This window comes from Mesorhizobium sp. CNPSo 4670 (assembly GCF_057784235.1).
In genome coordinates this window covers 313,747-336,940 of record NZ_JBWJFQ010000004.1, presented here as the reverse complement: position 1 = coordinate 336,940, position 23,194 = coordinate 313,747, and the positions used below count along the sequence as shown (strand labels likewise).

The following is a 23,194-nucleotide window of genomic DNA, read 5'->3' as shown; positions in this document are numbered from 1 at the left end:
CATGCCTGCTGAAGGTCCGCGCGGCGCCAAGCTCAACTCAAGATGGCTTACAGTCGTCGGCATCGGCGAGGATGGTTTAGCGGGTCTCGGCGACGAGGCCAAGCGGCTGATCGCCAAGGCGGAAATCATCTTCGGTGGCAAGCGGCACCTCGCACTTGTCGCCTCCTTCGCCAAGGGCGAGGCGCGCCCATGGCCGGTTCCTTTCGATGCCGATATGGTCGACGTGCTGGCGCTTGCCGGCAGAAACGTGTGCGTGCTTGCCTCCGGCGATCCGTTCTTCCATGGGGTTGGCGCCACCCTCGCCCGCAAGGTGAAGGCGCAGGAGATGCATGTCATCCCGGCACCATCGGCCGTTTCGCTGGCAGCGGCCCGCCTTGGCTGGCCGCTGCCGGATATCGACACCGTGTCGCTGCATGGCCGGCCGCTCGACCTGATCCGGCCGCTGCTGCAGCCGAACGCGCGCATCCTGGCGCTGACGTCGGACGCCGAAGCGCCTGCTGCAATCGCGCGCCTGCTCGTCGAACTCGACTTTGGCGCATCGCGGCTGACGGTTCTTGAGGCGCTGGGCGGTCCAAACGAAAACCTGCGCTCGGCCCACGCCAATGCCTTCGACCTCGAAAACATCAATCCGCTCAATGTTTTGGCGATCGACGTTGAATCGGGGCCTGATGCGCGCGTCCTGCCGCTCACGGTTGGCCTTGCCGATCATTTGTTTGACCATGACGGCCAGATCACCAAGCGCGAAATCCGTGCCATCACCCTGTCGGCGCTGGCGCCACGGCGCGGCGAGTTGCTGTGGGATATCGGTGCCGGCTCCGGTTCCGTCGGCATCGAATGGATGCTCGCCCATCCTTCGATGCGTGCCATCGCCATCGAGGCCGACCCGATCCGCGCCACCCGCATTGGCCGCAACGCTGCTGCCTGTGGCGTTCCCGGCCTGATCGTGGTGGAGGGCAGTGCACCCAAGGCGCTTGCCAGGCTGGACACGCCGGACGCGATTTTCATCGGCGGCGGCGGCAGTGATACCGGCGTGTTGAACGCTGCCATCAAGGCCTTGCGAGCCGGTGGTCGTCTCGTCGCCAACGCAGTGACGCTGGAGATGGAAACCCTGCTTCTCGCCCGTCACGTCTCGCTTGGCGGCGACCTTACGCGCATAAACATATCCCGCGCGTCGCCGGTCGGCTCGATGCAGGCCTGGCGGCCTGCCATGCCGATCACCCAATGGAGTTGGATGAAGCCATGATGGTCGCGGGCATCGGCAGCCGAAAGGGCGTGAGCGTCGAAGACGTGCTCGCGGCGATAGAAACCGCCCTGGAGACGCATGGGCTGACGATGACGGCGTTGTCCGCCTTGGCGACCGCTCCCCTGAAGCAGGACGAAAAGGCTATTTTCGCTGCCGGGCATCAACTCCATCTTCCGATCGTCGTCGCCGACACGGCCGCGATCGAGGCAGTCTCATCAGCCACGCTCAGCCATTCCGTTCTCTCGCAGGATCTGGCCGGCACGCCATCCGTCTCCGAAGCATCCGCGCTTGCCGTCGCCGGCAGGGGCGCAAGGCTGCTCGGAGCCCGTACAGTGCTCGGCCCGGTCACCTGCGCCATCGCCATCAGCGGAGATGCGCCATGACCGTGCATTTCATCGGTGCCGGTCCAGGCGCCGCCGATCTCATCACGCTGCGTGGCGCCAGGCTGCTGGCAAGCTGCCCGGTCTGCCTCCATGCCGGTTCGATCGTCGCGCCCGAATTGCTGCAGCACTGTGCGCCAGGGACAAAACTGATCGACACCGCGCCGATGTCGCTCGACGAGATCGAGGCCGCGTATCTGGAGGCCCACAAGGCCGGCCATGATGTCGCCCGTCTGCATTCCGGCGACCTGTCGGTGTGGAGCGCGGTCGCCGAGCAGATCCGGCGGCTGGAGAAGCACGGCATTCCCTACACGCTGACGCCGGGCGTCCCCTCCTTCGCCGCCGCGGCCGCAGCACTTCGCCGCGAGCTGACCATCCCCGAAGTCGCGCAAAGCCTGGTGCTGACCCGCATCTCAGGCCGCGCCTCAAAGATGCCGCCTGGAGAAACGCTGGCTGGTTTCGGCCGCACCGGCGCCACGCTCGCCATTCACCTTGCCATCCACGCCATTGACCGCGTCGTCGCCGAGCTGACGCCGTACTATGGTGGGGATTGCCCGGTGGCGATCGTCTTCCGCGCCTCCTGGCCGGACGAGCGCGTGCTGACCGGCACACTGGAAACAATCGAGGCACAACTCGCGGCCGATCCGATGGAGCGCACGGCGATCATCTTCGTCGGCCGTTCGCTGGCGGCGGAAGGCTTTGGCGAGAGTTCATTATACGACGCCCACTACCAGCGGCGTTTTCGCGGACGGGACGGATTGTGAGCGCCAGCACCAGGAACAAGGGCGAGAACGCCACGCTCGAGCAGGCATTGTCCCGGCTGAATTTCAAGCCGCGCCGCCTTGAGCCCGGCCATGTCTGGCTGGCCGGCGCCGGCCCGGGCGACCCCGGCTGCCTGACCCTGGAAGTGCTGGCGGCCTTGGCCGAGGCGGATGCACTGGTCTACGACGCGCTGGTCTCCTCCGATGTCGTCGCCGTTGCCGCAAACGCCGAGCTTTTCTTCGCCGGTAAGCGCGGCGGAAAACCGTCGATGAAGCAGGACGACATCACCGCCCTGCTGGTCCGGCTGGCGCGCGAAGGTCGCCGCGTCGTCAGGCTGAAGGGCGGCGATCCCTATATTTTCGGTCGTGGCGGTGAAGAAGCCCTGGCGTTGGCGCGGGAACATATCCCGTTCCGCGTACTGCCCGGCCTGACATCGGGGCTGAGCGCGCTGGCCGCGACCGGCATCCCCGCCACCATGCGCGGCATCAACAAGGCGGTGATCCTGGCCACCGGCCACGCCGCCGGTTCCGATGACGATATCGACTGGGGCGCAATCGCCCGCACCGGCCAGCCCGTCGTGGTCTATATGGGCATGGCCAATCTGCCCCTCATCGCCGCGGCATTGCTCGATGGAGGGCTGGCACCGTCGACGCCGGCGGCAGTGATCGTTGCCGCGACGACGCCGCAGGAACAGACCGTCGTCGCCACGCTCGCCACCATTGCCGAGAAAGCCGCCGCCGCCGGGCTGACCTCTCCGGCGCTGATCGTCGTTGGCGGCATCGTCGCCATGCGCGCGGCACTGGCGGGCAACCCGTGAGCGCCCGCGCGATCATCATCGGCGCGCCGCGTTCCGGCTCGGGCAAGACCAGCGTCACCATCGGCATCCTGCGCGCGCTGACCCGGCGAGGCTTGAAAGTACGTGGCGCCAAGTCGGGCCCTGACTATATCGACCCTGGCTTCCACACCGCCGCCACGGGGCTGTCCGGCGTCAATCTCGACAGCTGGGCGATGCCGCCATCGCTGCTCAACGCACTGGCCGCGCAAGCGGCTGACGACACCGACCTCGTCATCCTCGAAAGCGCCATGGGGCTGTTCGACGGCATTCCGGCGGCTCCCGGCCGCAACGGCTCCGCAGCCGACCTCGCCCGGCTCTATGGCCTGCCGGTGCTGCTGGTGCTCGACGTTTCCGGCCAGTCGACCACTGCGGCCGCTGTCGCCAAGGGGTTTGCCACTTACGACCCGGACGTGCGTATGGCCGGCGTTGTGCTCAACCGGCTGGGCAGCGAGCGCCACCGCCGGCTCTCCGGCGATGCCATCGAGGCGATCGGCCTACCCGTTGTCGGCGCCATCTTGCGCGATCCGACACTGAACCTGCCCGAGCGCCATCTCGGCCTCGTCCAGGCCGGCGAATATGACGACCTGATGGCGCATCTCGACCGGCTGGCCGACATGGCGGAAAAGTCACTCGATCTCGATGCCATCATGGCCTTGGCGACACCCCTCACCCCGGCGCCCGGCGGCTTCGATGACGCGCTATCGCCGCCCGGCCAGCGCATTGCACTGGCTGAAGATGCCGCTTTCACGTTCCTCTATCCGCATGTGGCGGCCTATTGGCGCAAGGCCGGCGCCGAGATCGTCCCGTTCTCGCCGCTCGCCGACGAGGCACCTGACGAAGGCTGCGATGTCTGCTGGCTGCCCGGCGGCTATCCCGAACTCCATGCCGGCAAGCTCGCCGCCGCGACGAATTTCCGCGCCGGAATGGCAAGGTTCGCCGCGACGAAGCCCGTCCATGGCGAGTGCGGTGGCTTCATGGTGCTCGGCGAAGCCCTGGAGGACGCGTCGGGCGAAACGCACGGAATGCTCGGCCTGCTCGGTCACTCCACCAGCTTTGCCAAACGGAAGATGAATCTCGGTTACCGCGAGGCGCGGCTGCGCGCCGATTGTCCGCTGGGCACGCAAGGCGCGCTGATCCGCGGCCACGAATTCCACTACGCGCAGATGATCGCGACCGGCAATGACGAGGCGCTGGCCGACCTCGCCGACGGCCAGGGCAACCCCATCGGCGCCTCGGGTTACCGACGCGGCCATGTCAGCGGCACCTTCTTCCACGCCATTGCGAGGGGCTAGAGCATGATCCCGAAAAATGGCAGCCGGTTTTGGGAAGAAATCCGGCTCAAATTCCAGAACTTCAGCCGTTCGCCCCGGCAAATCCCCAGCGATATCGCGCTTTGCCTGGTCTTCTTCACCCGGCTGCCGCTGCCCGTCTTCGACTTTCGCGGCCGCAGCCTCGCCGCCGCGATCTGGGCCGCCCCGGTCGCCGGCCTTGTCGTCGGCCTGATCGGCGCCATCGTCTTTGCCACGGCGGAACGGTTTGGCCTCGCCATGGGCCCGGCGGCGGCCCTTGCTCTTACGGCAACCCTGCTCACCACTGGCTGCCTGCATGAGGATGGGCTCTCCGATGTCGCCGACGGCTTCGGTGGCGGTAAATCGCGCGGCCGCAAACTCGACATCATGCGCGACAGCCGCATCGGCGCCTACGGTGCGGCAGCACTCACTCTGTCGCTGCTGATCCGCTGGAGCGCACTGCAGGAATTCGTCGAACCCACGCAGGCCCTCTTCGCCCTCGTGGCCGCACATGCCGCCTCGCGCGGCGTGCTGGGTGTCTTCATGCACCTTTTGCCGCCGGCCCGATCCGATGGTCTCTCGGCCGATTCCGGCACGGTTTCGTTCGAAACCGCCATCGCCGGTGCCGTGCTTGGCGCGGTACCGCTGCTGTTGCTCGGGCTCGGCGGCGCCATTGTCGCGCTTATCCTGCTTGGCCTGCTGTTTGCCGCCTTTCGCGCCATTTGCCTCAACCAGATCGATGGCCAGACCGGTGACACGATCGGCGCCTTGCAGCAACTGAGTGAAATCGCCGTGCTACTCGTCGCTTCCGTTGCTCTTTCCTGATTCCCCCTTGGCCTGATTCCCTTTCGGAGACTTTGCCCCCATGCCCTTCAAATCGCTCGATGAACTGCGCGCCACTTGCGTCGATCTACCCGCCGGCAGCGATGCCGCCGCAAATGCGGTCGCCCGCCGCCAGGACACGCTGACCAAGCCGCAAGGCAGCCTCGGCAGGTTGGAAACAATCGCAGCATGGCTGGCACGCTGGCAGGGCCGCGATATGCCAAAACTCGACCGGGTGAAGGTCTTTGTCTTCGCCGGCAACCATGGCGTCACCGCGCAAGGCGTGTCGGCCTATCCCTCGGAAGTCACGGTGCAGATGGTGGCGAATTTCGCCGGTGGCGGTGCCGCCATCAACCAGCTCGCCCGGATCGCCGGCGCCGACCTCGACGTCATCCCGCTCGATCTCGACCATCCCACGGGCGATTTTACGCAAGGGCCGGCGATGGACGACAAGGCGTTTCTCGCCGCCGTGTCAGCCGGCTATGACGCGGTGACGAAGGACCTCGATCTGGTCTGCTTCGGCGAAATGGGCATCGGCAACACCACGCCGGCAGCCGCCATTTCGGCAGCGCTGTTCGGGGGCGGTGCTGAAAAATGGACCGGTCGCGGCACCGGCGTCGATGACGCCGGCCTCAAGCGCAAGGTTGTCGCCATCGAGGCCGGCCTGAAGCGCCATGCCGCCGCCCTTGCCGATCCGCTGGGCGTTGCCGCGGCACTCGGCGGGCGCGAACTCGCCGCCATCTTCGGCGCCACGCTCGCCGCCCGCCATTTGGGCATACCCGTGCTGCTCGACGGCTTCGTCTGCACCGCCGCCGCCGCCCCGCTGGCAAGATTGCACCCGGCAGGGCTCGCCCATACGATCGCTGCACACGTATCGGCCGAATCGGGCCATCGCGGCCTGCTCGAAGCGCTCCGCCTGCCGCCGCTGCTCGATCTCGGCATGCGGCTTGGCGAAGGCTCCGGCGCTTGCCTCGCCGTCAACATCATCCGCTCGGCGCTGGAGTGCCACACCCGCATGGCAAGTTTTGCCGAGGCTGGAGTGTCGGAGAAGTAAACGCCGACGTCTCGCATCGATCGGACAAGCCACAGTCATCACAGCAAGGGCGGTATCTTTCTATCGTAGCGATTCTCTAATAGGGCTGGTGGATGAAAAAGCTTCATCCTGCTACCGCTGCTGTGACTATCGCCGTGCTGCTTGCAGTTGTGCTTCGGCGCAATGGATATTCAAGTTACGGCCCGATCGACACCGCGATTCTCGCGGTTTTCCTGGTTTTCTTCTGGTGGCTCATCAGTGATTTTTCAGGTGGCAAGGCCAGCATTGATGCCGATGGCCATCAAGTACAGACAACGGCATCGCATTTCGGCTCGGCAGGTTTCTGAACCGCATTTTTCGGCGCGGCAATCGCAGGCCCTGATGCCACGCCCGGATGATGTTGAGGGCGCCGCCGGGCAAATCACCATGAGGGCCAGGTTCAAAGCCAGTCTTGAGATGACCGCACCATAACCGGCGCATGCCCGAGACGCGTCAACGCGTCTCGTTTTCAGGTCTTTCCACCAAGTCTTTGAAGAATTTGGTGGGTGCGCACAGGATTGAACTGTGGACCCGCTGATTAAGAGTCAGCTGCTCTACCAACTGAGCTACGCACCCACTCGGCCGGCGAAAACCGGCGTTGGCGGGCATATAGCCGCCACCATCGGTCCTGTCCAGCCCTGCCGGAATCATTTCCCGACAAATCGACCGAGCCCGTCTGCGGTTAGACGAACAGTCTGCCTTCCGCCACCTTGACGGCGTTGCCACCGATGCGTGCCGAGGCCAGTTTTCCGCCTTGCACGGTCAGTTCGAGGCGGATGCGCGACGGCCGGTGCATCTCCAGCCCCTGCTCGATCCACAGTTGCGAAACACCATCGGTCGGCGCGTCGAAATGCATGATGGCGCCGGCGAAGGCGGCCGCCGCCGAGCCGGTCGCCGGATCCTCATAGGACGGCGTGCCCGGCACGATCATGCGGACATGGAACGCGCTTTCGTGGTTCACCGTCTCGCGGCAATAGACATAGGGGCTGGCGAAGGCCCACTCGCTCTTACGCGGCGCCAGTTCCGACCACGCCTGGTTGTCCAGCCGGATTCGGCCCGCTGCCTCGAGATTGGCGACCGGAATGGTGACATAGGGCACGCCCGCCGACCAGAACGAGACGCGGTGATTCTCGAAGCCGATCTCGTGCGGCGCCAGCCCAATGGCCGCACCGATCGCCTCCGGATCGGCTTCGAGCCCCAACGGTTCTGGCAGCTTTGCCAGGTCGAATTCGGCGAAAATGTTGCCATCATGCTTGCTGACGGCGCAACGCACCGGGCCGATGTTTTCTTCCAGCACGAAGATACCGGCGCCGCCCTCTCCCGCCAGTTCGGCCAGCGCGATCGCCGAACCCACCGTCGGATGGCCCGCGAACGACATTTCATAGTCGGGGGTGAAGATACGGATGCGGTTGCGGTGCTTGGGATTGTCCGGCGGCAGCACGAAGACCGTTTCGGACAGGTTGAACTCGCGCGCGATGGCCTGCATCGCGGCCGTGTCCAGACCCTTGCAATCCAACACCACGGCCAGCGGGTTGCCGGCCAGTCGCTCGGTCGTAAACACGTCGTAAAGTAAGTAATTCCGGGTTTGCATGCCTGCCTCAATCCCAATATGGGCGAAATTTAATTTGATATTTGAACCAGTCAGCCTGATCTGTGCACAGATAGGGACATTGCGCATCATAGGGGTCCGACGTGGACCAGATTGTCAATCTGCCAAAGACGGAATCGGATTCCGCCATCGAGACGGCGCTCGGGCTCGACACGCAGGGTCTGCGCAAGACGCGCCGGCGTGGCTGGCTCTATGCACTGCTGACTCCGATTGTGCTGGCCGCCGGGCTTGGCCTTTATCAGTGGTATGCCGGCTCGCCGGCCAAGATCGACTACACGACCGTGCCGGCCGCCAAGGCCGATCTCACCGTCGCGGTGTCGGCGACCGGCACGCTGCAGCCGCTCACCCAGGTCGACATTTCCAGCCAGTTGTCCGGCATCATCCGTTCGGTGTCCGTCGAGGAAAACCAGCAGGTCAAGAAGGGCGATGTGCTGGCCGCCCTCGATACCGCCAAGCTGCAGGTCCAGATCGAGCGGGCGCAGGCATCCGCCAAAGGAGCGGCCGCCAATGTCGAGGACGCTACCGTGACGCTCGCCGAGAATGAGAAGGCGCTTGTCCGCGCGGCCTCGCTGACCAATCGTGGCATGGCGACCGACCAGTCGCTCGAGGCGGCGACCGCGACGCGCGACCGCTCCAAGGCGGCACTCGACAGCGCCGAGGCCAATCTCGCCATCGCCAATGCCGATTTGAAATCACAGCAGACCGACCTCGCCAACAGCACCATCTATGCGCCGATCGACGGCATCGTGCTGACGCGCTCGGTCGACCCCGGCCAGACGGTCGCCTCCTCGCTGCAGGCGCCGGTGCTGTTCATCATCGCCGCCGATCTCAGAAACATGGAGCTGGTGGCGGCGGTCGACGAGGCCGACATCGGCGCGGTCAAGACCGGACAGCATGCCCGTTTCACCGTCGATGCCTTCCCGGACCGGCCGTTCGACGCCGAGATCCGGGACATTTCCTATGCCTCGGTCACCACCGACGGCGTCGTCACCTACAATGCGCGGCTTGAGGTCGACAACAACGAGCTGTTGCTGCGGCCCGGCATGACCGCAACCGTTTCGGTCGTCACACGGCAGGCCAAGGACGTGCTCACCGTACCCGCCACCGCCTTCCGTTATCGCCCGGCCCAGCAGGCGGCCCGTGGCTGGAGCCTCAGCGACCTGTTCACCGGCCGCATGGGTCGCCCCGGCGGCAACCGCCAGCGCCAAGCCGCGACGACGCCCACCGACGGCTCGCGCACGCTCTATGTGCTGGAGAATGGGCGGCCGCATCCGGTCAACGTCAGGATCGGCTCAACCGATGGCGAACTGACCGAGATCACCTCGGGCCTCAAGGAAGGCGCTGAGGTCATCACCGCATCGCAGCAGCGGAGCTGAGGCCGTGGCTGCCGGTGCTGCCCTCATCACCTTCGACAAGGTCTGGAAGAGCTACGGCCAGGGCGAAGCCAAGGTCCATGCGCTGGCCGGCGTCGATCTTGCCATCCGGCGCGGCGAATTCGTCGCCATCATGGGCCCATCCGGCTCCGGCAAGTCGACGGCGATGAACATCATCGGCTGCCTCGACACGCCGACGGCCGGCACCTATTCCTTCATGGGCATCGACGCCGGCCGGCTCGGCCGCAACCGCCGCGCCATGCTGCGCAACCTCTATGTCGGCTTCGTCTTCCAGGGCTACAATCTGTTGGCCCGCACCACGGCAGCGGAAAATGTCGAACTGCCGCTGATCTATCGCGGCGTTGCCGCTCGCGAGCGCCGCGATCTTGCCATGCAGGCGCTGTCCCAGGTCGGCCTGGTCGGCCGCGAGCACCACACGCCGGCCGAACTGTCCGGCGGCCAGCAGCAGCGCGTGGCGATCGCGCGCGCCATCGTCACAAGGCCGACGCTGCTCGTCGCCGACGAACCGACCGGCAATCTCGACACCGCCCGAACGCACGAGATCATGGAGTTGCTGACGCAGCTCAACACCGAGCTTGGCCTGACCATCGCCATGGTCACGCACGAAGCGGACGTCGCCGGCTATGCCGAGCGCACCATTCGCTTCCTCGACGGCCACGTCGCTTCCGATTCCAAGAATCTCGAGGTGGCCTAAACCATGATCTGGGAAACCGTCCGCCTCTCGCTCCGCTCGATCCGCCGCAATGTGCTGCGCTCGTTCCTGACATTGCTCGGCATCGTCATCGGCGTTGCGGCCGTCATTGCCATGCTCACCATCGGCTCCGGCACCACCGAAAAGGTCAAGGCCGACATTTCAAAGCTCGGCAGCAACCTGCTGGTCGTCCGCTCCGGCCGTCCGGCCGGGCCAGGCGGTCCGGGCGGGCTCGACCAGGTGGTCCGTCCGCTGGCCGAAAAGGACCTCGCGGCACTGGTCGCGCATCTGACCGGCGCGCGCGCCATTTCGCCGGCCTCGCAAAAGCAGGTCCGCGTCATCTTCGGCACCGAGAGCCTGACATCGGGCGTCACCGGCACCGACAGCGCCTATCTCGATGCGCGCGACTGGAAGCTGGTGTCCGGCCGTCCGTTCAGCGATTCCGAAACCCGCTCCGGCACCGGTGTCTGCCTGATCGGCCAGACGGTTCGCCAGCAATTCTTCGGCGCCGGCGACCCGGAAGGTGAGTTCATCCGCGTCAACCGCACCTCCTGCAAGATCATCGGGCTGCTCGAGCCCAAGGGCTATACCGGCTTCGGCCAGGACCAGGACAATGTGGTGCTGATGCCGCTGCACGCCTATCAGCGCCGCATCGCCGGTAACCGCGACATCGACAACATCTACATCGCCGCCGACGACACGACGCCGACCAGCGAACTGCAGCCGCGCGTCGAGGATATCTTGCGCGATATCAGGCGCGTCACCCCCGACCGCGAGAGCGATTTCGCCATCCGCGACATGACCCAGATCGCCGACGCCATGGCCAGCGCCACCACCACCATGACCGGCATGCTGGGCGCTGTCGCTGGCGTCAGCCTGTTGGTCGGCGGCATCGGCATCATGAACATCATGCTGGTCTCTGTCACCGAGCGCACACGCGAGATCGGCATCCGGCTTGCCATCGGCGCGCATGAAAAGCACATCCTCATCCAGTTCCTGGTCGAGGCGACGGTGCTGTCGCTGCTTGGCGGCATCATCGGCATCCTGATCGGCCTGGCGCTGGCCGGCCTCGCCTCGGTGGCACTGACCATCCCCTTTGCGCCAAGCCCGGCGGTCATCCTGCTCGCTGTCGGTTTTTCGGCGCTGATCGGCATGGTGTTCGGCTTCTTCCCGGCGCTGCGCGGCGCAAGGCTCGACCCGATCGACGCGCTGCGGCACGAGTGAGCCGAGGCCAGCTCGAAGGGGACCTCCATCCACAAGCTTGGGATGTTTGCTGTCGCCGTCCGATCAACGCTACTCCATGCGCGGACAACCTCATGACCGTCCCCCGCCCAGGGCGACGAGAAGCTCGTCCAGTTGCTCGAACTGCTCGCCCATCGCATCCGCCGCCCCGGTCCCGGCAGCGTCGAGAGCTTCCTTCGAGGGATAGAGTTCGTGCAGGACCAGCAGCGTCTTGCCACCCTTTTCCTCGAAGGTCACCGTGGTGACGGGTCCAACGTCACCACCTTCGTCATTGGTCCAGACGATGCGCGAGTGCGGTATCACTTCGATATACCTGCCGAAGAACTCGTCAGAGTTTGAGGCATCGTGGCCGAACACCAGACGGTACGTGCCACCGGTACGAACATCCATCTCGCAGGAACGCAAGAACATGCCCATCGACTTCGGCGCCCACCATCGCATGAACAGCTCGGGCTTGGTCCACGCCTCGTAAACGATGCGCGCCGGGCCATTGAACGTTCGCGTAACGACGAGCTCTCGCTCGGACTTCCGTTCGATCGTCGTGCGGCTATTCATGGGGGTTGGCTCACTCTCTCTTCTAGCGTCCATCGGCTTTCTCCTTCCGTTTCAATTCCTCGACAACCTTGTCCAACTCGTCGAAGCGTGCGTCCCAGAGCTGGCGGTACCTCTCGATCCATGCCGCCTCTTCCTCCAGTCGGCGCAGGCCGAGCTTGCAGGTCCGCACACGGCCGACCTTCTCCGTGGTGACGAGCCCCGCCTGCTCCAAGACGCCGACATGCTTCTTCATCCCCGTGAGGGTCATGTGAAACTTCTCGGCAAGCTCCGTGATCGAAGCATCGGAACGTCCGAGCTGCTCCAGGACGCCGCGTCGGGTGGTGTCCGAGAGCGCGGCGAACGAGGCATCGAGAGGGAGGCGGAAATACTGAACCATGTGGTTCAGTATTTAGCAGACGGATTGGCTGCATGCAACAGGAGATCCGGCGCGTGCCGCGTGCCCGCCGCGATCGCTTCCAAATCGACCTCATTTCGATGCAGATTCGATCGACTCGGCGATCTCCGGGCCCTAAAGCAAGATATCTCTGGTCGGGGGCGAATAACGCATGAGCAAGAAGGCACGACTAATCCTGGCGATGGTCATCATCGAAGCAGTCCTTGCAGGCATCTGGTGGTATCTCGCCCGCTTCGGCATGGCCAATCCCGATCGTGTCACCGCCGATTTCCAGGCAGTCGTCGGACAGACCATGGGCATGGCGATGGGCGGCTTGCTGGGTCTCGGATTTATCTTGTTCTTCGTCGCCGCCCGCAACGATCGCAAGGTGGCGCAGGACAAGACGCGTCGTTAATCCACGCCCGCAAAATGCCACTCGACCAGCGGCTTCATATGCGCCGCCAATCCGTCCGGCAGGTCGGCGGCGTGGCGGATGATGACCGGCCCCTCGATCTCCGGCTCGGTCTCGGTGGCGACGAAGGCTGAGATTCGCCGGGCAATCTCGTCGGCCGGCGCAGTCTCGCGATAGCGGCGGAAGATCACCGTACCGCTGGCCGTCGACAGGACGTGGTAGCGCTTGCCGCGTGGCGCGTCCGACAGATCCAGACCGGTCTCCTCGCGCACCTCGCGGATCATGTTGAAATCGACGTCGACCTGGCCGTCGCGAAAGTCGATGGGCTCGAACGAGCCGGCGGCGAAATAGACGCGCCCGGCATTGACCGTGTGCGAGCCCATGCGGATCGCCACCAGCGCATTGTCGCCGGCCACCAGCACGGCATGGGCATAGGCATGTTCGGCGCCCGAATTCTCGCGCCGCTTACGCCAAAGCATGAAGGTGGAGTAGTTGACCGCATGGCAGCGGCCGACGAGACGGTTGTCGCGATAGGTGAGTTGCGACAGCAGCACTACAGTGCCGTCGAACAGCGCCGGCTTGGCTGCCACCTCGCGCTGCCAGTTCTCGACGATGGCCTCCGCATTATCCAGTGCGAACGGGTGCGGATTGGGATCGAGCCGCACGTCGACGGCATCGACCGGCAGGATGACATTGCGCGGCAGGTCGAAACTCATCGGCGTATCAGGTCATGTCCAGAGTGATCGCCACGGGGCAGTGATCCGAAGCCTTCGGCCGGTCCCAGCCGGCGCGCGGAAAGCGCTCAACCTCCTGGCCGGGCGGGAAAATCGTCCGCCAGGGCTGGCCGTTGCGGATGATGTCTGGAACGGCCGTCGCGTTGCTGGCGGCGAGCCCTTTCGACAACAGGATGTAGTCGAGCTGGCACAGATGCCGTTCTTCCGGTCCGCGCGTGTGGTAGAAACTCCAGCGGTTCATCTCCGGCCGCCGCTCGACGACGTTTTCGCAGAAGCCGCCTTCTGCCAGCACGTTGATGCAGGACTGGTTCTCGTTGACCACCTCGAAGCGGTGGCCGTCGATCGCGTCGCCGGCGATCTTCACGCGTTGCCGGTAATCATTCATGTCGCCGCAGATCGCCCAGCGCTTGTCGGCGGCGTGGTCCTTGCCGAAGCGCTCCTCGATGATCCGGCGCACGGCTTGAGCCTCGGCGATGCGCACCGGCATTGTCGCTTCGCGTCCGTCGAGCCCGTTGCGGGGCGAGCCCATCGACTTGAAGTGCACCAGATAAAGCGTCAGCGGCACGCCGCCCACGGTCACGTCGACTTCCAGGCAGTCGCGCCGGAAGATGCGCTCATTGGCCTGGTTGCCGAGTGCCTCGAGCTCCGGCGTGTGCAGCCCGAACTGTTCGTAGGTGACGTAGGCATGGCTGGTCATGCGCACGAATTCGATCGCCTGGCCCTGCGCGGTCTCGTTGCGCATCATCACAGCCACGTCGATGCCGCGCGAATCATTGCCCGATGTGGTGTATTTCTGCCGGTAGCCCTGCCCCACCATCTTGAACAGATAGCCATATTCGAAGGCCTTCAGCGCCTCGATGTTGTCGACCTCCTGCATGCAGATGATGTCGGCGCGAGTGGCCGCGATCGCCAGCGCCGTCAGTTGGCGCGTATCGTCGGACTGGGCGATGGCGCGCGCCTGCTCCAGCATCTTGTATTCCGCCTCGCTCTGGATATCGAACAGCGCCAGCGTGCGATCCTCGTTTAGCTGGTTGCGATAGCCGGAAAAATCGAACCTGTTCATCAGGTTCTCGACATTGAAGGTGGCGAGGCGCAGCGACATGTCATGACCTTTGCCCGCAAGCGCGGCGGAAAACAAGGTCGCAGGACCACCAGCGGAGATCGAGATGCGCCTCGCGCCATGGTTGACGGAACCTTTCCGTTCATCCGCCGTTCAGATGCAAACATCCACAATAGGCCCCCTAGTGTAGGCGTCGGGCCTGTATCTTTTGGAGAGTGCAATGAACTCGCTCTTTTCTTCCACGGTCAAATCAGGGCTGATAGCCCTCGGTATCCTGTCCGGCGTCACGGCGCCGTCGGCCGCGGGGCCGATGATGCAGCCGGACGTGTCGATCCCCGCCAGCACTGCGGCGCCGATGGTGGTCCGCGAAGGCTGGGCGGGTGGCAACAATGGCGGCAATTGGAGATGGCGCCGGTCCGGCAATTGGAATGGCAACTGGAATGGCGGCAACGGACACTGGAACGGTGGCCACGGACACTGGAACGGCGGCGGCGGAAACTGGAACAATGGAGACAACTGGCGTTGGCGCCATGGTCGCCATCATTATCACGGCGGCGGCTACTACGACGACGGCGCGGCTGCCCTTCTGGGCCTCGGCCTTGGGCTCGGCATTGGCAGCATGTACAACAACTACAATTATTACGACGCGCCGCCGCGCCGCTACTACCGCACCTACCGGGCGCGGGTTTCGAGCGCCCATGTCCAATGGTGCTACAACCGCTACCGGTCGTATCGCGCCTGGGACAACACGTTCCAGCCCTATGGCGGTCCGCGTCAGCAGTGCTACTCGCCCTATTGACGAGCTAGTCTGTAGCGAAGCCCAGAAATGAAAAACGGCGCCATGTGGCGCCGTTTTTCATTTCGGCTGTTCGAACCCAAGGACTTCGAGCGCAAGGTTCAGTTCTTGGCCTTGTCGACCAGCTCGTTCTTGGAAATCCCCGCGCGCCCGCAGGGCGAAGCCCGAGGACGCGCAAAGGCAAGAACGTGGATTTAACTTAGTTCTTGGCCTTGTCGACCAGCTTGTTCTTGGAAATCCACGGCATCATCGCGCGCAGCTTGGCGCCGACTTCCTCGATCTGGTGGCTGTCATTGTTGCGGCGAATGCCCTTGAAGCGCGACATGCCGGCGCGATATTCCTGCATCCATTCCGATGTGAACTTGCCGGTCTGGATGTCCTTCAGCACGCGCTTCATCTCGGCCTTGGTCTCGGCGGTGATGATGCGCGGGCCCGAGACATATTCGCCCCATTCGGCGGTGTTCGAGATCGAATAGTTCATGTTGGCAATGCCGCCTTCATAGATCAGGTCGACGATCAGCTTGACCTCGTGCAAGCACTCGAAATAGGCCATTTCCGGCGCGTAGCCGGCTTCCACCAGCGTCTCGAAGCCGGCGCGGATCAGCTCGACCAGACCGCCGCACAGCACGACCTGCTCGCCGAACAGGTCGGTCTCGCACTCCTCGCGGAAATTGGTCTCGATGATGCCCGAACGGCCGCCGCCGACGCCGCAGGCATAGGACAGCGCCAGGTCAAGCGCATTGCCCGAGGCGTCCTGGTTGACCGCGACCAGGCACGGCACGCCGCCGCCCTTCTGGTATTCGCCGCGCACCGTGTGGCCAGGGCCCTTCGGCGCGATCATGACGACGTCGACCGAGGCCTTCGGCTCGATCAGGCCGAAATGCACGTTGAGGCCGTGCGCGAAGGCGATTGCAGCGCCGTCACGAATGTTCGGCGCGATCTCGTTGCGATAGATGTCGGCTTGCAGTTCGTCAGGCGTCGCCATCATCATCAGGTCGGCCCATTTGGCCGCGTCCGCCACGCTCATAACCTTGAGACCGTCGGCCTCGACCTTCTTGGCGGTCGCCGAACCGGCCTTGAGGCCGATGGCGATGTCCTTGGCGCCGGAATCCTTGAGGTTGAGCGCGTGCGCCCTGCCCTGGCTGCCATAGCCGATGATGGCGACCTTCTTGCCCTTGATCAGGTTGAGATCGGCATCGCGATCGTAATAGACACGCATTTTGTCTTCCTTCCCGGTTTATGAATCAGAGGCCTTGCGGCCGGTTGTTGCTCTTGAAAAGAGCGAGAAACTGCTGCGTCGCCCGCGCGGCATCGCCGCCGATCGCCGCCTCAGTCAATTCCAGCCGGTCGCCGAGCAGCAGACGGATCTGCACGTCGCGGGCGACCAGCCCAAAAAAGGTGCGGAACGCCGTCTCGGCATCCGCAAAGTCGAGCAGTCCCGCCTGTCGTCCGGCCTCAAGCACCGGCTTCAGCCGCTTGGCCAGCGCGAAGCGGCCATTCTCAAGCACCACGGCGCCAAGGTTATCCTTGCCGGAACTCGCATGGCTCACCGCCACCCGGTTGAGCGCGATCGAAGTGTCGCTCGAAATGACCTTCAGCCAGTCGGAAGCGAAGCGTTCGAGGCTTGCGGTCAACGACACAAGATCGAGCCCCTTGCCATCGACTTGCGCCACCCGCACCTTGGACGCCTGCCACTGCACCGTTGCCGTCAGCAGCCCGTCACGGTCGCCGAACCATTTGTAGAGCGTTTCCTTGGAGCAGCTTGCCCGGCGCGCCACGGCGGTCATGGTCAGCTGGTCGCCCTCCTCGACCAGCAGCCGCAACGCTGCGTCGAGCACGGCTTTCTGCCGCTCAGTCAGCGCTTCGCTGGTGTCGATCTCGGGCACGATGTCCAACACGCTCTTCTCTCGGCAGGCAAGGCCGGCCGGTTATTTCCGGCAAGCCGTACCGTACGTTACGGTTCGCCACTTCTATGGCGTATTGTCCCGATCCATGCAAGTCTTATTTCTATCCACATGGCGTCCTGCCGGACGGGCTGCGCGGGGAACGAAGATGCTGATCGGATTGTTGGCCTTGACGGTTGCCGCCGTATTCTCGGGCGCTGCTATTTACGTCAGTGTCGCCGAGCAACCGGCGCGGCTTCGTCTCGACGACAAGGCGCTGCTGCAGGAATGGCAGCCTTCCTACAAGCGGGGCGCCGCCATGCAGGCGTCGATTGCCATTATCGCCTGCGTTCTCGGCCTCATTGCCTGGTGGCAAACCGGCGGTTTCGCCTTTCTGGTCGGCGCGGTGCTGATCATCCTGCCCTGGCCTTGGACGCTGATCGCCATGATGCCGACCAACAGGGTGCTGGAGGCGATGGACGGAGGCGCCGGCAATCCGCAAGCCAGGTCCCTGATCGTCAAATGGGGCAATCTGCACCTGGTTCGCGTAGCCCTTAGCGTGCTGGCGACACTGGCCTTTCTCTGGGACAGTCATTCGGCCTGACCGGCGCGCCAAATCGTCAGTCCACAACGGGCGGATGGCGCAATCGACCCAGGAGTGCCGACACCATGTTCAGCTCATCAGCGGAGAGTTTGGCACCGACCAGTTCGGTGATCGACCGCCCATAGACAGCCCACATCTGGCGACGCATCTCGCGGCCCCTGGCCGTGATACGGATGGTCTGGCCGCGGCCGTCATCGGCCACCGGCAGTTTCTCGACCACCCCGTCTGCCTCGAGCCGGGCCAGGAGCCGCGAGACGTTGTATTGCGCAAACAAAGTGCGCTCGATCAGCTGGAACGGCCGCAATCCGCCCCCACCCGCCTCGGCGAGTTCGTGCAGCACGTCGTACCAGGCGAGCGGCGGCAGGCCGCTCTCCTTCAGCGCGTCTTCAGCACTTTCCACGAGCTGGCGCGAAACCCGCATCAGGCGAGCCCAGGTCGTGATGGCTTCGGGCGAAGGCATGGCTTTCTCAGTCATGGCCCACCATAGGCGATAGATGCAATTGCATCAAGCTTGACGGTTAATGCAGATGCATCTATATTGATGCAACTGCATTAACTTTGAAGGACGCGTTATGAAACATGAAATCTGCAAGGTCGCCGACATTCCGCAGACGGGCAGCCTGATCGCCCCGTTCTTCGGCCGTGAGGTCCATGTCTACCGCAGCGGCGAGCGTATCCGCGCCGCCGCCAATGTCTGTCTGCACTTTGGCGGGCCGCTCGACTGCAAGGACGGCAGACTGGTCTGCCAATGGCACGGCGCCTCGTTCGACTTGGCAAGCGGCGACCGCATCGATGGTCCGGCGCCAAAGGAGTCCCGCCTGATGTTCCTGTCGACGCGCGTCGAGGACGGCGCGTTGAACTATGTCTGGGGAGAGTGAGATGACCGACAAGCTCATTCTCGTCAGCCATCCTCTCTGCCCCTATGTGCAGCGCGCGGCGATTTCACTGGCCGAAAAGGGCGTGCCGTTCGAGCGCGTCGATATCGACCTCGCCAACAAGCCGGCCTGGTTCAGAGCGATCTCGCCGCTTGGCAAGGTGCCGCTGCTGCGCGTGCAGCGAAATGGCGAGGAAACGGTGATCTTCGAATCCGCCGTCATTCTCGAATTCCTCGAAGAGACCCAGGCCAATCCCCTCCACCCCGCCGATCCCTATGCCCGCGCCCGGCATCGCGCCTGGATCGAGTTCGGCTCGGCAATCCTCAACGCCATCGGCCGGTTCTATTCGGCCTCGACGGAGGCCGGCTTCCTCGCCGAAACCAGCGCGCTGTCGTCGATGTTCGATCGTCTCGAGGCCGAGCTGGCGGTCACCGAACGGAACGGACCATGGTTCGCCGGCGAGCGCTTCTCGCTCGTCGACGCCGTCCATGGCCCTGTTTTCAGATATCTCGACGTCTTCGACCGGATCGGCGATTTCGGCATTCTGGACGGCAAGCCGTTCGTCCGGGCTTGGCGTCAGGCGTTGAGGGAGCGCCCGTCGATCAGGCACGCCGTCGCGCCGGACTACCCGCGGCGCCTGCATGCCTTTCTGCAGGCGAAGAAGTCGCAACTCTCGACGATCATTCAGCGGAACGATCTGGCCATCGCGCTTCCTTGAGCCCGATACGCCTGAACGGATCGACCACCGTGCCGGCCACCATCGAGGCAAGGAACTGTGGCGCCGGCGGGATCCTTGCCACCGTCGCCACCAGCCTGTCGCGGATGAAGGGCAACGCCACGGAATCCGACTGGTAGAAGGGCGTGAACGCCAGCGACAGCGCCTGGAAGACGCGCACATGCCAGCGCCGTGCCTTCGCATAGGCTTCAAGTGCCGCCTCGACGTTTGGCGTCCGTGCCAGCGCATGGCTGAGCGCCGCCGCATCGAGCAGCGCCATGTTCGCCCCTTGCCCCAGCTGCGGGCTGGTCGAATGCGCCGCGTCGCCGATGACGGCCAGGCGACGGCCGATCGGCCGCTTCATCGTGTGGTGGCCGTAGCGCGCCAGCGAAAGCTGGTCGAAATCCTCGATCTGGCTGGTGTACGCCGCGCTCTCGGGCCACAGCCGAACCACCCTCTCCTTCCAGGCGTCGAGGCCGCGGGCGCGCACCTCATCGGCGTCCGCCGGCTTCAGGCTCCAGAAGAAGGCCGCCATCTTTTCAACACCCGGCTCCGGCCGGCCAATCGGCAGCACGCCGATCATCACGCTGGCCTTGTCGTAGCGCTGCAGCAGCGCGTGCTCGTCGAAACCTTCATTGCGCCAGCGCAGCGACGCCCAGAACGCACCATAGATGAGTGGGCGTGGCGCGCCTGCATCGCCCGCGCACCGCCGCAGCTTCGAGCGTGAGCCGCTGGCGTCGACGACGAAGTCGAATGGTCCTGCCCTACGGCCGTTGCCACAGATCAGCGTTGCCCGTTCGCCGATTTCCAGAGTCTCGATCTCGACACCTCTCTCGATGGCGATCGCTTCGCGCTGCACAGCGCGAAAGAGCACGCCGAACAGGGCCGCCCGATGCACTGCCAGCCCGAAACGGTGGCCGCGCTGGGCATCATAGCGGACATCGAGCACGGTGCGGCCGGTGGCGGCATCGGCGCCATGCAGGCGGTCGATGCGGCTGCCCAGCGCCAGAATGTCGTCGAGCAGGCCAAGATCAGCCAACACCGTCAGCCCTGTCGGCTGCAGGATCAGCCCGGAGCCGACCGGCTTCGGCTCCTCGAAGCGCTCGAAGATGGTGACCTTGTGCCCGGCGCGCTTGAGATAGAGCGCCATGGCAAGCCCCGCCGGGCCGGCCCCGGCAATCGCGATGTCGTAGGAAATGCCAATGCCCCCAAAGCCGAACTGGCCGGACAATCCTTCAGCGGGCGGACTAAATCAAGCCGCAGCCCCTGGCTTAGTCCAGTTGACGGGCCGGCTCACCCTTGGGCAGCATCAAAACCGGCGCGTGCGTCGCGCACCGCATCATGGTTGAGCTCGGCCCACAGGATCAGCTGGTGCAAGGCGCCGAACATCGACCGTCCGAGGTCGGTCAGGCTGTACTCGACGCTCGGCGGCTTGGTCGGGAACACTTCGCGATGCACATAGCCGTCGCGCTGCAGATCGTAGAGCGTCTGGGTGAGCATGCGCTGCGAAATGTCGGGCACCAGCCGCCGCAGCTCGCCGAAGCGATACGGCTGCTCGGCTAGGGCTCCCATCAACAGCGAACTCCATTTGCCGCTGAGACCCTGGATCACGTCGCGGACCGGGCAATCGGCAACGTTGCCGCCATCGCTCATGGATTTGTAGATCTCGAGCTTGGATCTCAGATTGACAATCGTGCTGTCCACGGCTGGTTCCCTGGCTGTGCCTACATCCCGAAAAACTGCCTTCTTTACGGCCACGGGTCAATTCCTATTTTAGTGCTGGTCTCTTTTTGAGACCGCCTTTTGCCCCTCCTCTCCAACCCATGCCAGGATATCCAATGAGCAAAACCCTTCTCGTCACTGGCGCTTCCGGCCAACTCGGCCGCAGCGTCATCAACCACCTGCTGGACACGTTCAACGTCCCTGCGGCGCAGATCATCGCCACGACGCGCACGCCGGCCAAACTTGCCGACCTGGCGGCGCGCGGCGTTGTCGTCAGGGCCGCCGACTTCAACGACAGCACGTCAATGCAGAACGCGTTCCAGGGCGTCGACAAAGTGCTGATCATCTCGACCAGCGAAGTAGATCTGAAGGACGATCGGCGCCTGAAACAGCATGAGACGGCGGTAGCCGCTGCGAAGAAGGCCGGCGTCGGCCATCTTCTCTACACCTCGATGCCCAACCCCGAGCCGGGTTCGCCGGTGCTGTTTGCCAATGATCACTACGGCACCGAGCAGGCGATCAAGGCAAGCGGCATTGCCTACACCATTTTCCGCAACGGCTGGTACCAGGAGAACCTGTTCATGGCACTCCCGCAGGCCATCGCGTCGGGCCACTGGTATACGTCCGCTGGCGAAGGCCGCATCGCCCATGGCGCGCGCGATGACATGGCAGCGGCGATCGCTGCCGGTCTCGCTGACGTTTCAAACGAAAGCAAGACCTACACGTTGACCGGCCCGCATGCGTACACCACAGCCGAGATTGCCGCCCTGGTAGGCGAGGTCACCGGCAAGCAGCTCGATGTCGTGCAGGTTTCGGATGAGGCCCTGACCGAAGGGGTGAAGGCGACCGGCATTCCCGAGGACTTCGCCCGCATCATCGTGTCGTTTGACGCCAACACGCGCGCCGGTCGCATCGCCATGGTGACGGATGCGGTCGAGACGCTTTCCGGTCGGAAGTCAAAAACGCTGAAGCAGTTCCTGGAGGCCAACAAGGCCGCCTTGGCAGGCTGACGGCCCGTGAGTGGTCCCGGAAGCCGACCCCCCGGCTTCCGGCGCTACTTCGGCTTTTTGAGCAGCCCGAGCCGGATCAGGCTCTCGCCGGTGGCAACCAGCGCGTCCTCGCGTGATCGCGGCGCCCAGCTTAGCAGGCGCACGGCCCTCGCTTTGGTTGCATTCTTGACCTTGCCCAGTTCCGGCACCAACTGTGCGACTTCCGGGTTGAACAGGCCCACGATCCGCACCAGCCAATCGGGAAGCTCCCGCGTCGACACGCGCGCCCCGGCATCGCCCAGGCGCGTTTTCAGAGTCTGCGCGATCTCCCGCACGGTCATGAAATCGCCGGCAACCGCCAGGAATCGCTTGCCCCTGGCGGCGGGGTTGGTCATGGCGCGCACATGCAGGTCCGCCACGTCGCGCACGTCGACAACGCCGAAAGACAGGCGCGGCAGCCCCGGCATGGCACCGTTCAACATACGCTGGACAAATTCTGTGGAGGTCGAATGGTCCGGGCCGAGCACCGGCCCGAAGATACCGACCGGATTGACGACCGCGAGTTCCAGTTTGCCACCCTCCGCGGCAATGAAATCCCAGGCGGCGCGTTCGGCGAGCGTCTTCGATTTCACATAGGCGCTGACCTTGGCCGTCGGATCGGTCCAGCTCTCCTCGGTGAACGGCTGCCCGCCGGGCGGCAGCTTGCCATAGCCTATTGCCGCGAAGGACGAGGTCAGCACGACGCGCTTCACCCTCGCATCCCGTGCCGCGCGCAACACCCTGAGCGCGCCCTCACGGGCCGGGACGATCAGGTCGTCTTGGTGTTTCGGCACGCCGGGCGGAAATGGCGAGGCGACATGAAGCACATAGTCGCAACCGGCCACCGCATCCGGCCAGCCCGCGTCGGCCATCAGATCGGCGACGGCAAACGAGAGCGCCGCTCCAGGCTCGGACCCGCCGGCCTTGAGCATGGCCAGAACATCGGCTTCGCGCTTGGCTGAGCGCACGGTCGTGCGCACGCGGTAGCCGGCCTTCAGCAGTTCGAGAATACAATGCGCGCCGAGGAAGCCGGAGCCGCCGGTAACAAGCACCAATTCGCCGCTCATTCCCGCCTCCTCAGCCGTTCATCGGCAAGAG

29 protein-coding genes and 1 tRNA gene are annotated in these 23,194 nt (G+C 64.5%); 18 read left to right on the top strand and 12 right to left on the bottom strand.

What is annotated here, in order from left to right:
* Nucleotide 1 precedes the first annotated feature (1 nt).
* From cbiE to AC0ZT5_RS10245, 8 genes are all read left to right on the top strand, one after another.
* Nucleotides 2–1,243, top strand: a complete 1,242-nt coding sequence (gene cbiE, locus AC0ZT5_RS10280; protein ID WP_488496361.1) for a precorrin-6y C5,15-methyltransferase (decarboxylating) subunit CbiE — start codon at nt 2–4, stop codon at nt 1,241–1,243.
* Nucleotides 1,240–1,626: a cobalamin biosynthesis protein gene (locus AC0ZT5_RS10275; RefSeq protein ID WP_488496360.1), complete on the top strand. Its 387-nt coding sequence runs from the start codon at nt 1,240–1,242 to the stop codon at nt 1,624–1,626. The genes cbiE and AC0ZT5_RS10275 overlap by 4 nt, the downstream gene beginning before the upstream one ends.
* Nucleotides 1,623–2,387 carry a precorrin-4 C(11)-methyltransferase gene (gene cobM / locus AC0ZT5_RS10270; RefSeq protein WP_477228771.1) on the top strand — a complete coding sequence of 255 codons (765 nt, stop codon included), beginning with the start codon at nt 1,623–1,625 and terminating at the stop codon, nt 2,385–2,387. The genes AC0ZT5_RS10275 and cobM overlap by 4 nt, the downstream gene beginning before the upstream one ends.
* Nucleotides 2,384–3,202, top strand: coding sequence for a uroporphyrinogen-III C-methyltransferase (gene cobA / locus AC0ZT5_RS10265; RefSeq protein ID WP_488496359.1), 819 nt, complete (start codon nt 2,384–2,386; stop codon nt 3,200–3,202). Before cobM ends, cobA begins: the two co-directional genes overlap by 4 nt.
* Nucleotides 3,199–4,512 (top strand): cobyrinic acid a,c-diamide synthase CobB, encoded by a 1,314-nt coding sequence (locus AC0ZT5_RS10260; RefSeq protein ID WP_488496358.1) that lies wholly within the window; start codon nt 3,199–3,201, stop codon nt 4,510–4,512. The genes cobA and AC0ZT5_RS10260 overlap by 4 nt, the downstream gene beginning before the upstream one ends.
* Nucleotides 4,513–4,515: 3 nt before the next feature.
* Nucleotides 4,516–5,334: an adenosylcobinamide-GDP ribazoletransferase gene (locus tag AC0ZT5_RS10255; protein WP_488496357.1), complete on the top strand. Its 819-nt coding sequence runs from the start codon at nt 4,516–4,518 to the stop codon at nt 5,332–5,334.
* A 40-nt stretch (nt 5,335–5,374) separates the two neighbouring features.
* Nucleotides 5,375–6,385: a nicotinate-nucleotide--dimethylbenzimidazole phosphoribosyltransferase gene (gene cobT / locus AC0ZT5_RS10250; protein ID WP_488496356.1), complete on the top strand. Its 1,011-nt coding sequence runs from the start codon at nt 5,375–5,377 to the stop codon at nt 6,383–6,385.
* A gap of 92 nt (nt 6,386–6,477) precedes the next feature.
* On the top strand, nt 6,478–6,711 hold the full coding sequence (locus AC0ZT5_RS10245) for a hypothetical protein (RefSeq protein ID WP_488496355.1): 234 nt from the start codon (nt 6,478–6,480) through the stop codon (nt 6,709–6,711).
* A gap of 192 nt (nt 6,712–6,903) precedes the next feature.
* On the opposite strand, the gene AC0ZT5_RS10240 is transcribed toward AC0ZT5_RS10245, so the two are convergent.
* Nucleotides 6,904–6,979 (bottom strand) — tRNA-Lys (locus AC0ZT5_RS10240).
* 106 nt (nt 6,980–7,085) lie between these two features.
* Nucleotides 7,086–7,994: a PhzF family phenazine biosynthesis protein gene (locus AC0ZT5_RS10235; RefSeq protein WP_488496354.1), complete on the bottom strand. Its 909-nt coding sequence runs from the start codon at nt 7,992–7,994 to the stop codon at nt 7,086–7,088.
* A 101-nt stretch (nt 7,995–8,095) separates the two neighbouring features.
* Between AC0ZT5_RS10235 and AC0ZT5_RS10230 the strand changes: the two genes are divergently transcribed.
* From AC0ZT5_RS10230 to AC0ZT5_RS10220, 3 genes are read left to right on the top strand one after another with little or no spacing between them, the layout of a single operon-like run.
* Nucleotides 8,096–9,388, top strand: coding sequence for an efflux RND transporter periplasmic adaptor subunit (locus AC0ZT5_RS10230; protein ID WP_488496353.1), 1,293 nt, complete (start codon nt 8,096–8,098; stop codon nt 9,386–9,388).
* A gap of 4 nt (nt 9,389–9,392) precedes the next feature.
* Nucleotides 9,393–10,100, top strand: coding sequence for an ABC transporter ATP-binding protein (locus AC0ZT5_RS10225; RefSeq protein WP_488496352.1), 708 nt, complete (start codon nt 9,393–9,395; stop codon nt 10,098–10,100).
* 3 nt (nt 10,101–10,103) lie between these two features.
* Nucleotides 10,104–11,321, top strand: coding sequence for an ABC transporter permease (locus AC0ZT5_RS10220; protein ID WP_488496351.1), 1,218 nt, complete (start codon nt 10,104–10,106; stop codon nt 11,319–11,321).
* Nucleotides 11,322–11,411: 90 nt separating this feature from the next.
* Here the strand turns inward: AC0ZT5_RS10220 and AC0ZT5_RS10215 are convergent, their stop codons facing one another.
* On the bottom strand, nt 11,412–11,894 hold the full coding sequence (locus AC0ZT5_RS10215; protein WP_477289445.1) for an SRPBCC family protein: 483 nt from the start codon (nt 11,892–11,894) through the stop codon (nt 11,412–11,414).
* 22 nt (nt 11,895–11,916) lie between these two features.
* The gene (locus AC0ZT5_RS10210; RefSeq protein ID WP_477289472.1) at nt 11,917–12,270 is read right to left on the bottom strand and encodes an ArsR/SmtB family transcription factor; all 354 of its coding nucleotides are present in this window, start codon (nt 12,268–12,270) and stop codon (nt 11,917–11,919) included.
* Nucleotides 12,271–12,439: 169 nt separating this feature from the next.
* On the opposite strand from AC0ZT5_RS10210, the gene AC0ZT5_RS10205 reads away from it, so the two are divergent.
* Complete coding sequence (locus tag AC0ZT5_RS10205; RefSeq protein ID WP_488496350.1) at nt 12,440–12,682, top strand: hypothetical protein; 243 nt, start codon at nt 12,440–12,442, stop codon at nt 12,680–12,682.
* Here the strand turns inward: AC0ZT5_RS10205 and AC0ZT5_RS10200 are convergent.
* Nucleotides 12,679–13,395 carry a hypothetical protein gene (locus AC0ZT5_RS10200; protein ID WP_488496349.1) on the bottom strand — a complete coding sequence of 239 codons (717 nt, stop codon included), beginning with the start codon at nt 13,393–13,395 and terminating at the stop codon, nt 12,679–12,681. The two genes, AC0ZT5_RS10205 and AC0ZT5_RS10200, sit on opposite strands and share 4 nt — an antisense overlap.
* A 7-nt stretch (nt 13,396–13,402) precedes the next feature.
* Nucleotides 13,403–14,515 carry an endonuclease/exonuclease/phosphatase family protein gene (locus AC0ZT5_RS10195; protein WP_488496348.1) on the bottom strand — a complete coding sequence of 371 codons (1,113 nt, stop codon included), beginning with the start codon at nt 14,513–14,515 and terminating at the stop codon, nt 13,403–13,405.
* A gap of 178 nt (nt 14,516–14,693) precedes the next feature.
* On the opposite strand from AC0ZT5_RS10195, the gene AC0ZT5_RS10190 reads away from it, so the two are divergent.
* Nucleotides 14,694–15,272, top strand: a complete 579-nt coding sequence (locus AC0ZT5_RS10190) for a BA14K family protein (RefSeq protein ID WP_488496347.1) — start codon at nt 14,694–14,696, stop codon at nt 15,270–15,272.
* Between the two features lie 27 nt (nt 15,273–15,299).
* A complete protein-coding gene (locus tag AC0ZT5_RS10185; RefSeq protein ID WP_488496346.1) occupies nt 15,300–15,467 on the top strand; it encodes a hypothetical protein in 168 nt (55 codons plus the stop codon).
* Between the two features lies 1 nt (nt 15,468).
* On the opposite strand, the gene ilvC is transcribed toward AC0ZT5_RS10185, so the two are convergent.
* Nucleotides 15,469–16,488, bottom strand: coding sequence for a ketol-acid reductoisomerase (gene ilvC, locus AC0ZT5_RS10180; protein WP_095087167.1), 1,020 nt, complete (start codon nt 16,486–16,488; stop codon nt 15,469–15,471).
* Between the two features lie 25 nt (nt 16,489–16,513).
* The gene (locus AC0ZT5_RS10175) at nt 16,514–17,167 is read right to left on the bottom strand and encodes a TetR/AcrR family transcriptional regulator (protein WP_488496345.1); all 654 of its coding nucleotides are present in this window, start codon (nt 17,165–17,167) and stop codon (nt 16,514–16,516) included.
* 154 nt (nt 17,168–17,321) lie between these two features.
* Between AC0ZT5_RS10175 and AC0ZT5_RS10170 the strand changes: the two genes are divergently transcribed.
* Complete coding sequence (locus AC0ZT5_RS10170) at nt 17,322–17,756, top strand: anthrone oxygenase family protein (RefSeq protein WP_488496344.1); 435 nt, start codon at nt 17,322–17,324, stop codon at nt 17,754–17,756.
* 16 nt (nt 17,757–17,772) lie between these two features.
* Here the strand turns inward: AC0ZT5_RS10170 and AC0ZT5_RS10165 are convergent, their stop codons facing one another.
* Nucleotides 17,773–18,231 carry a MarR family winged helix-turn-helix transcriptional regulator gene (locus AC0ZT5_RS10165; protein WP_488496343.1) on the bottom strand — a complete coding sequence of 153 codons (459 nt, stop codon included), beginning with the start codon at nt 18,229–18,231 and terminating at the stop codon, nt 17,773–17,775.
* A gap of 97 nt (nt 18,232–18,328) precedes the next feature.
* On the opposite strand from AC0ZT5_RS10165, the gene AC0ZT5_RS10160 reads away from it, so the two are divergent.
* Both AC0ZT5_RS10160 and AC0ZT5_RS10155 read left to right on the top strand, forming a co-directional pair.
* Nucleotides 18,329–18,634: a Rieske (2Fe-2S) protein gene (locus AC0ZT5_RS10160; RefSeq protein WP_477289459.1), complete on the top strand. Its 306-nt coding sequence runs from the start codon at nt 18,329–18,331 to the stop codon at nt 18,632–18,634.
* A 1-nt stretch (nt 18,635) separates the two neighbouring features.
* Nucleotides 18,636–19,349, top strand: coding sequence for a glutathione S-transferase family protein (locus AC0ZT5_RS10155; RefSeq protein WP_488496342.1), 714 nt, complete (start codon nt 18,636–18,638; stop codon nt 19,347–19,349).
* Here AC0ZT5_RS10155 and AC0ZT5_RS10150 read toward each other — a convergent pair.
* Nucleotides 19,312–20,496 (bottom strand): FAD-dependent oxidoreductase, encoded by a 1,185-nt coding sequence (locus AC0ZT5_RS10150; RefSeq protein ID WP_488496446.1) that lies wholly within the window; start codon nt 20,494–20,496, stop codon nt 19,312–19,314. The two genes, AC0ZT5_RS10155 and AC0ZT5_RS10150, sit on opposite strands and share 38 nt — an antisense overlap.
* A gap of 143 nt (nt 20,497–20,639) precedes the next feature.
* Complete coding sequence (locus AC0ZT5_RS10145) at nt 20,640–21,050, bottom strand: winged helix-turn-helix transcriptional regulator (protein WP_488496341.1); 411 nt, start codon at nt 21,048–21,050, stop codon at nt 20,640–20,642.
* A gap of 134 nt (nt 21,051–21,184) precedes the next feature.
* Between AC0ZT5_RS10145 and AC0ZT5_RS10140 the strand changes: the two genes are divergently transcribed.
* Nucleotides 21,185–22,078, top strand: coding sequence for an SDR family oxidoreductase (locus AC0ZT5_RS10140; protein ID WP_488496340.1), 894 nt, complete (start codon nt 21,185–21,187; stop codon nt 22,076–22,078).
* 44 nt (nt 22,079–22,122) lie between these two features.
* On the opposite strand, the gene AC0ZT5_RS10135 is transcribed toward AC0ZT5_RS10140, so the two are convergent.
* Entirely contained in the window at nt 22,123–23,163 is a 1,041-nt protein-coding gene (locus tag AC0ZT5_RS10135; RefSeq protein ID WP_488496339.1) for an SDR family oxidoreductase, read from the bottom strand.
* Nucleotides 23,164–23,194 lie beyond the last annotated feature (31 nt).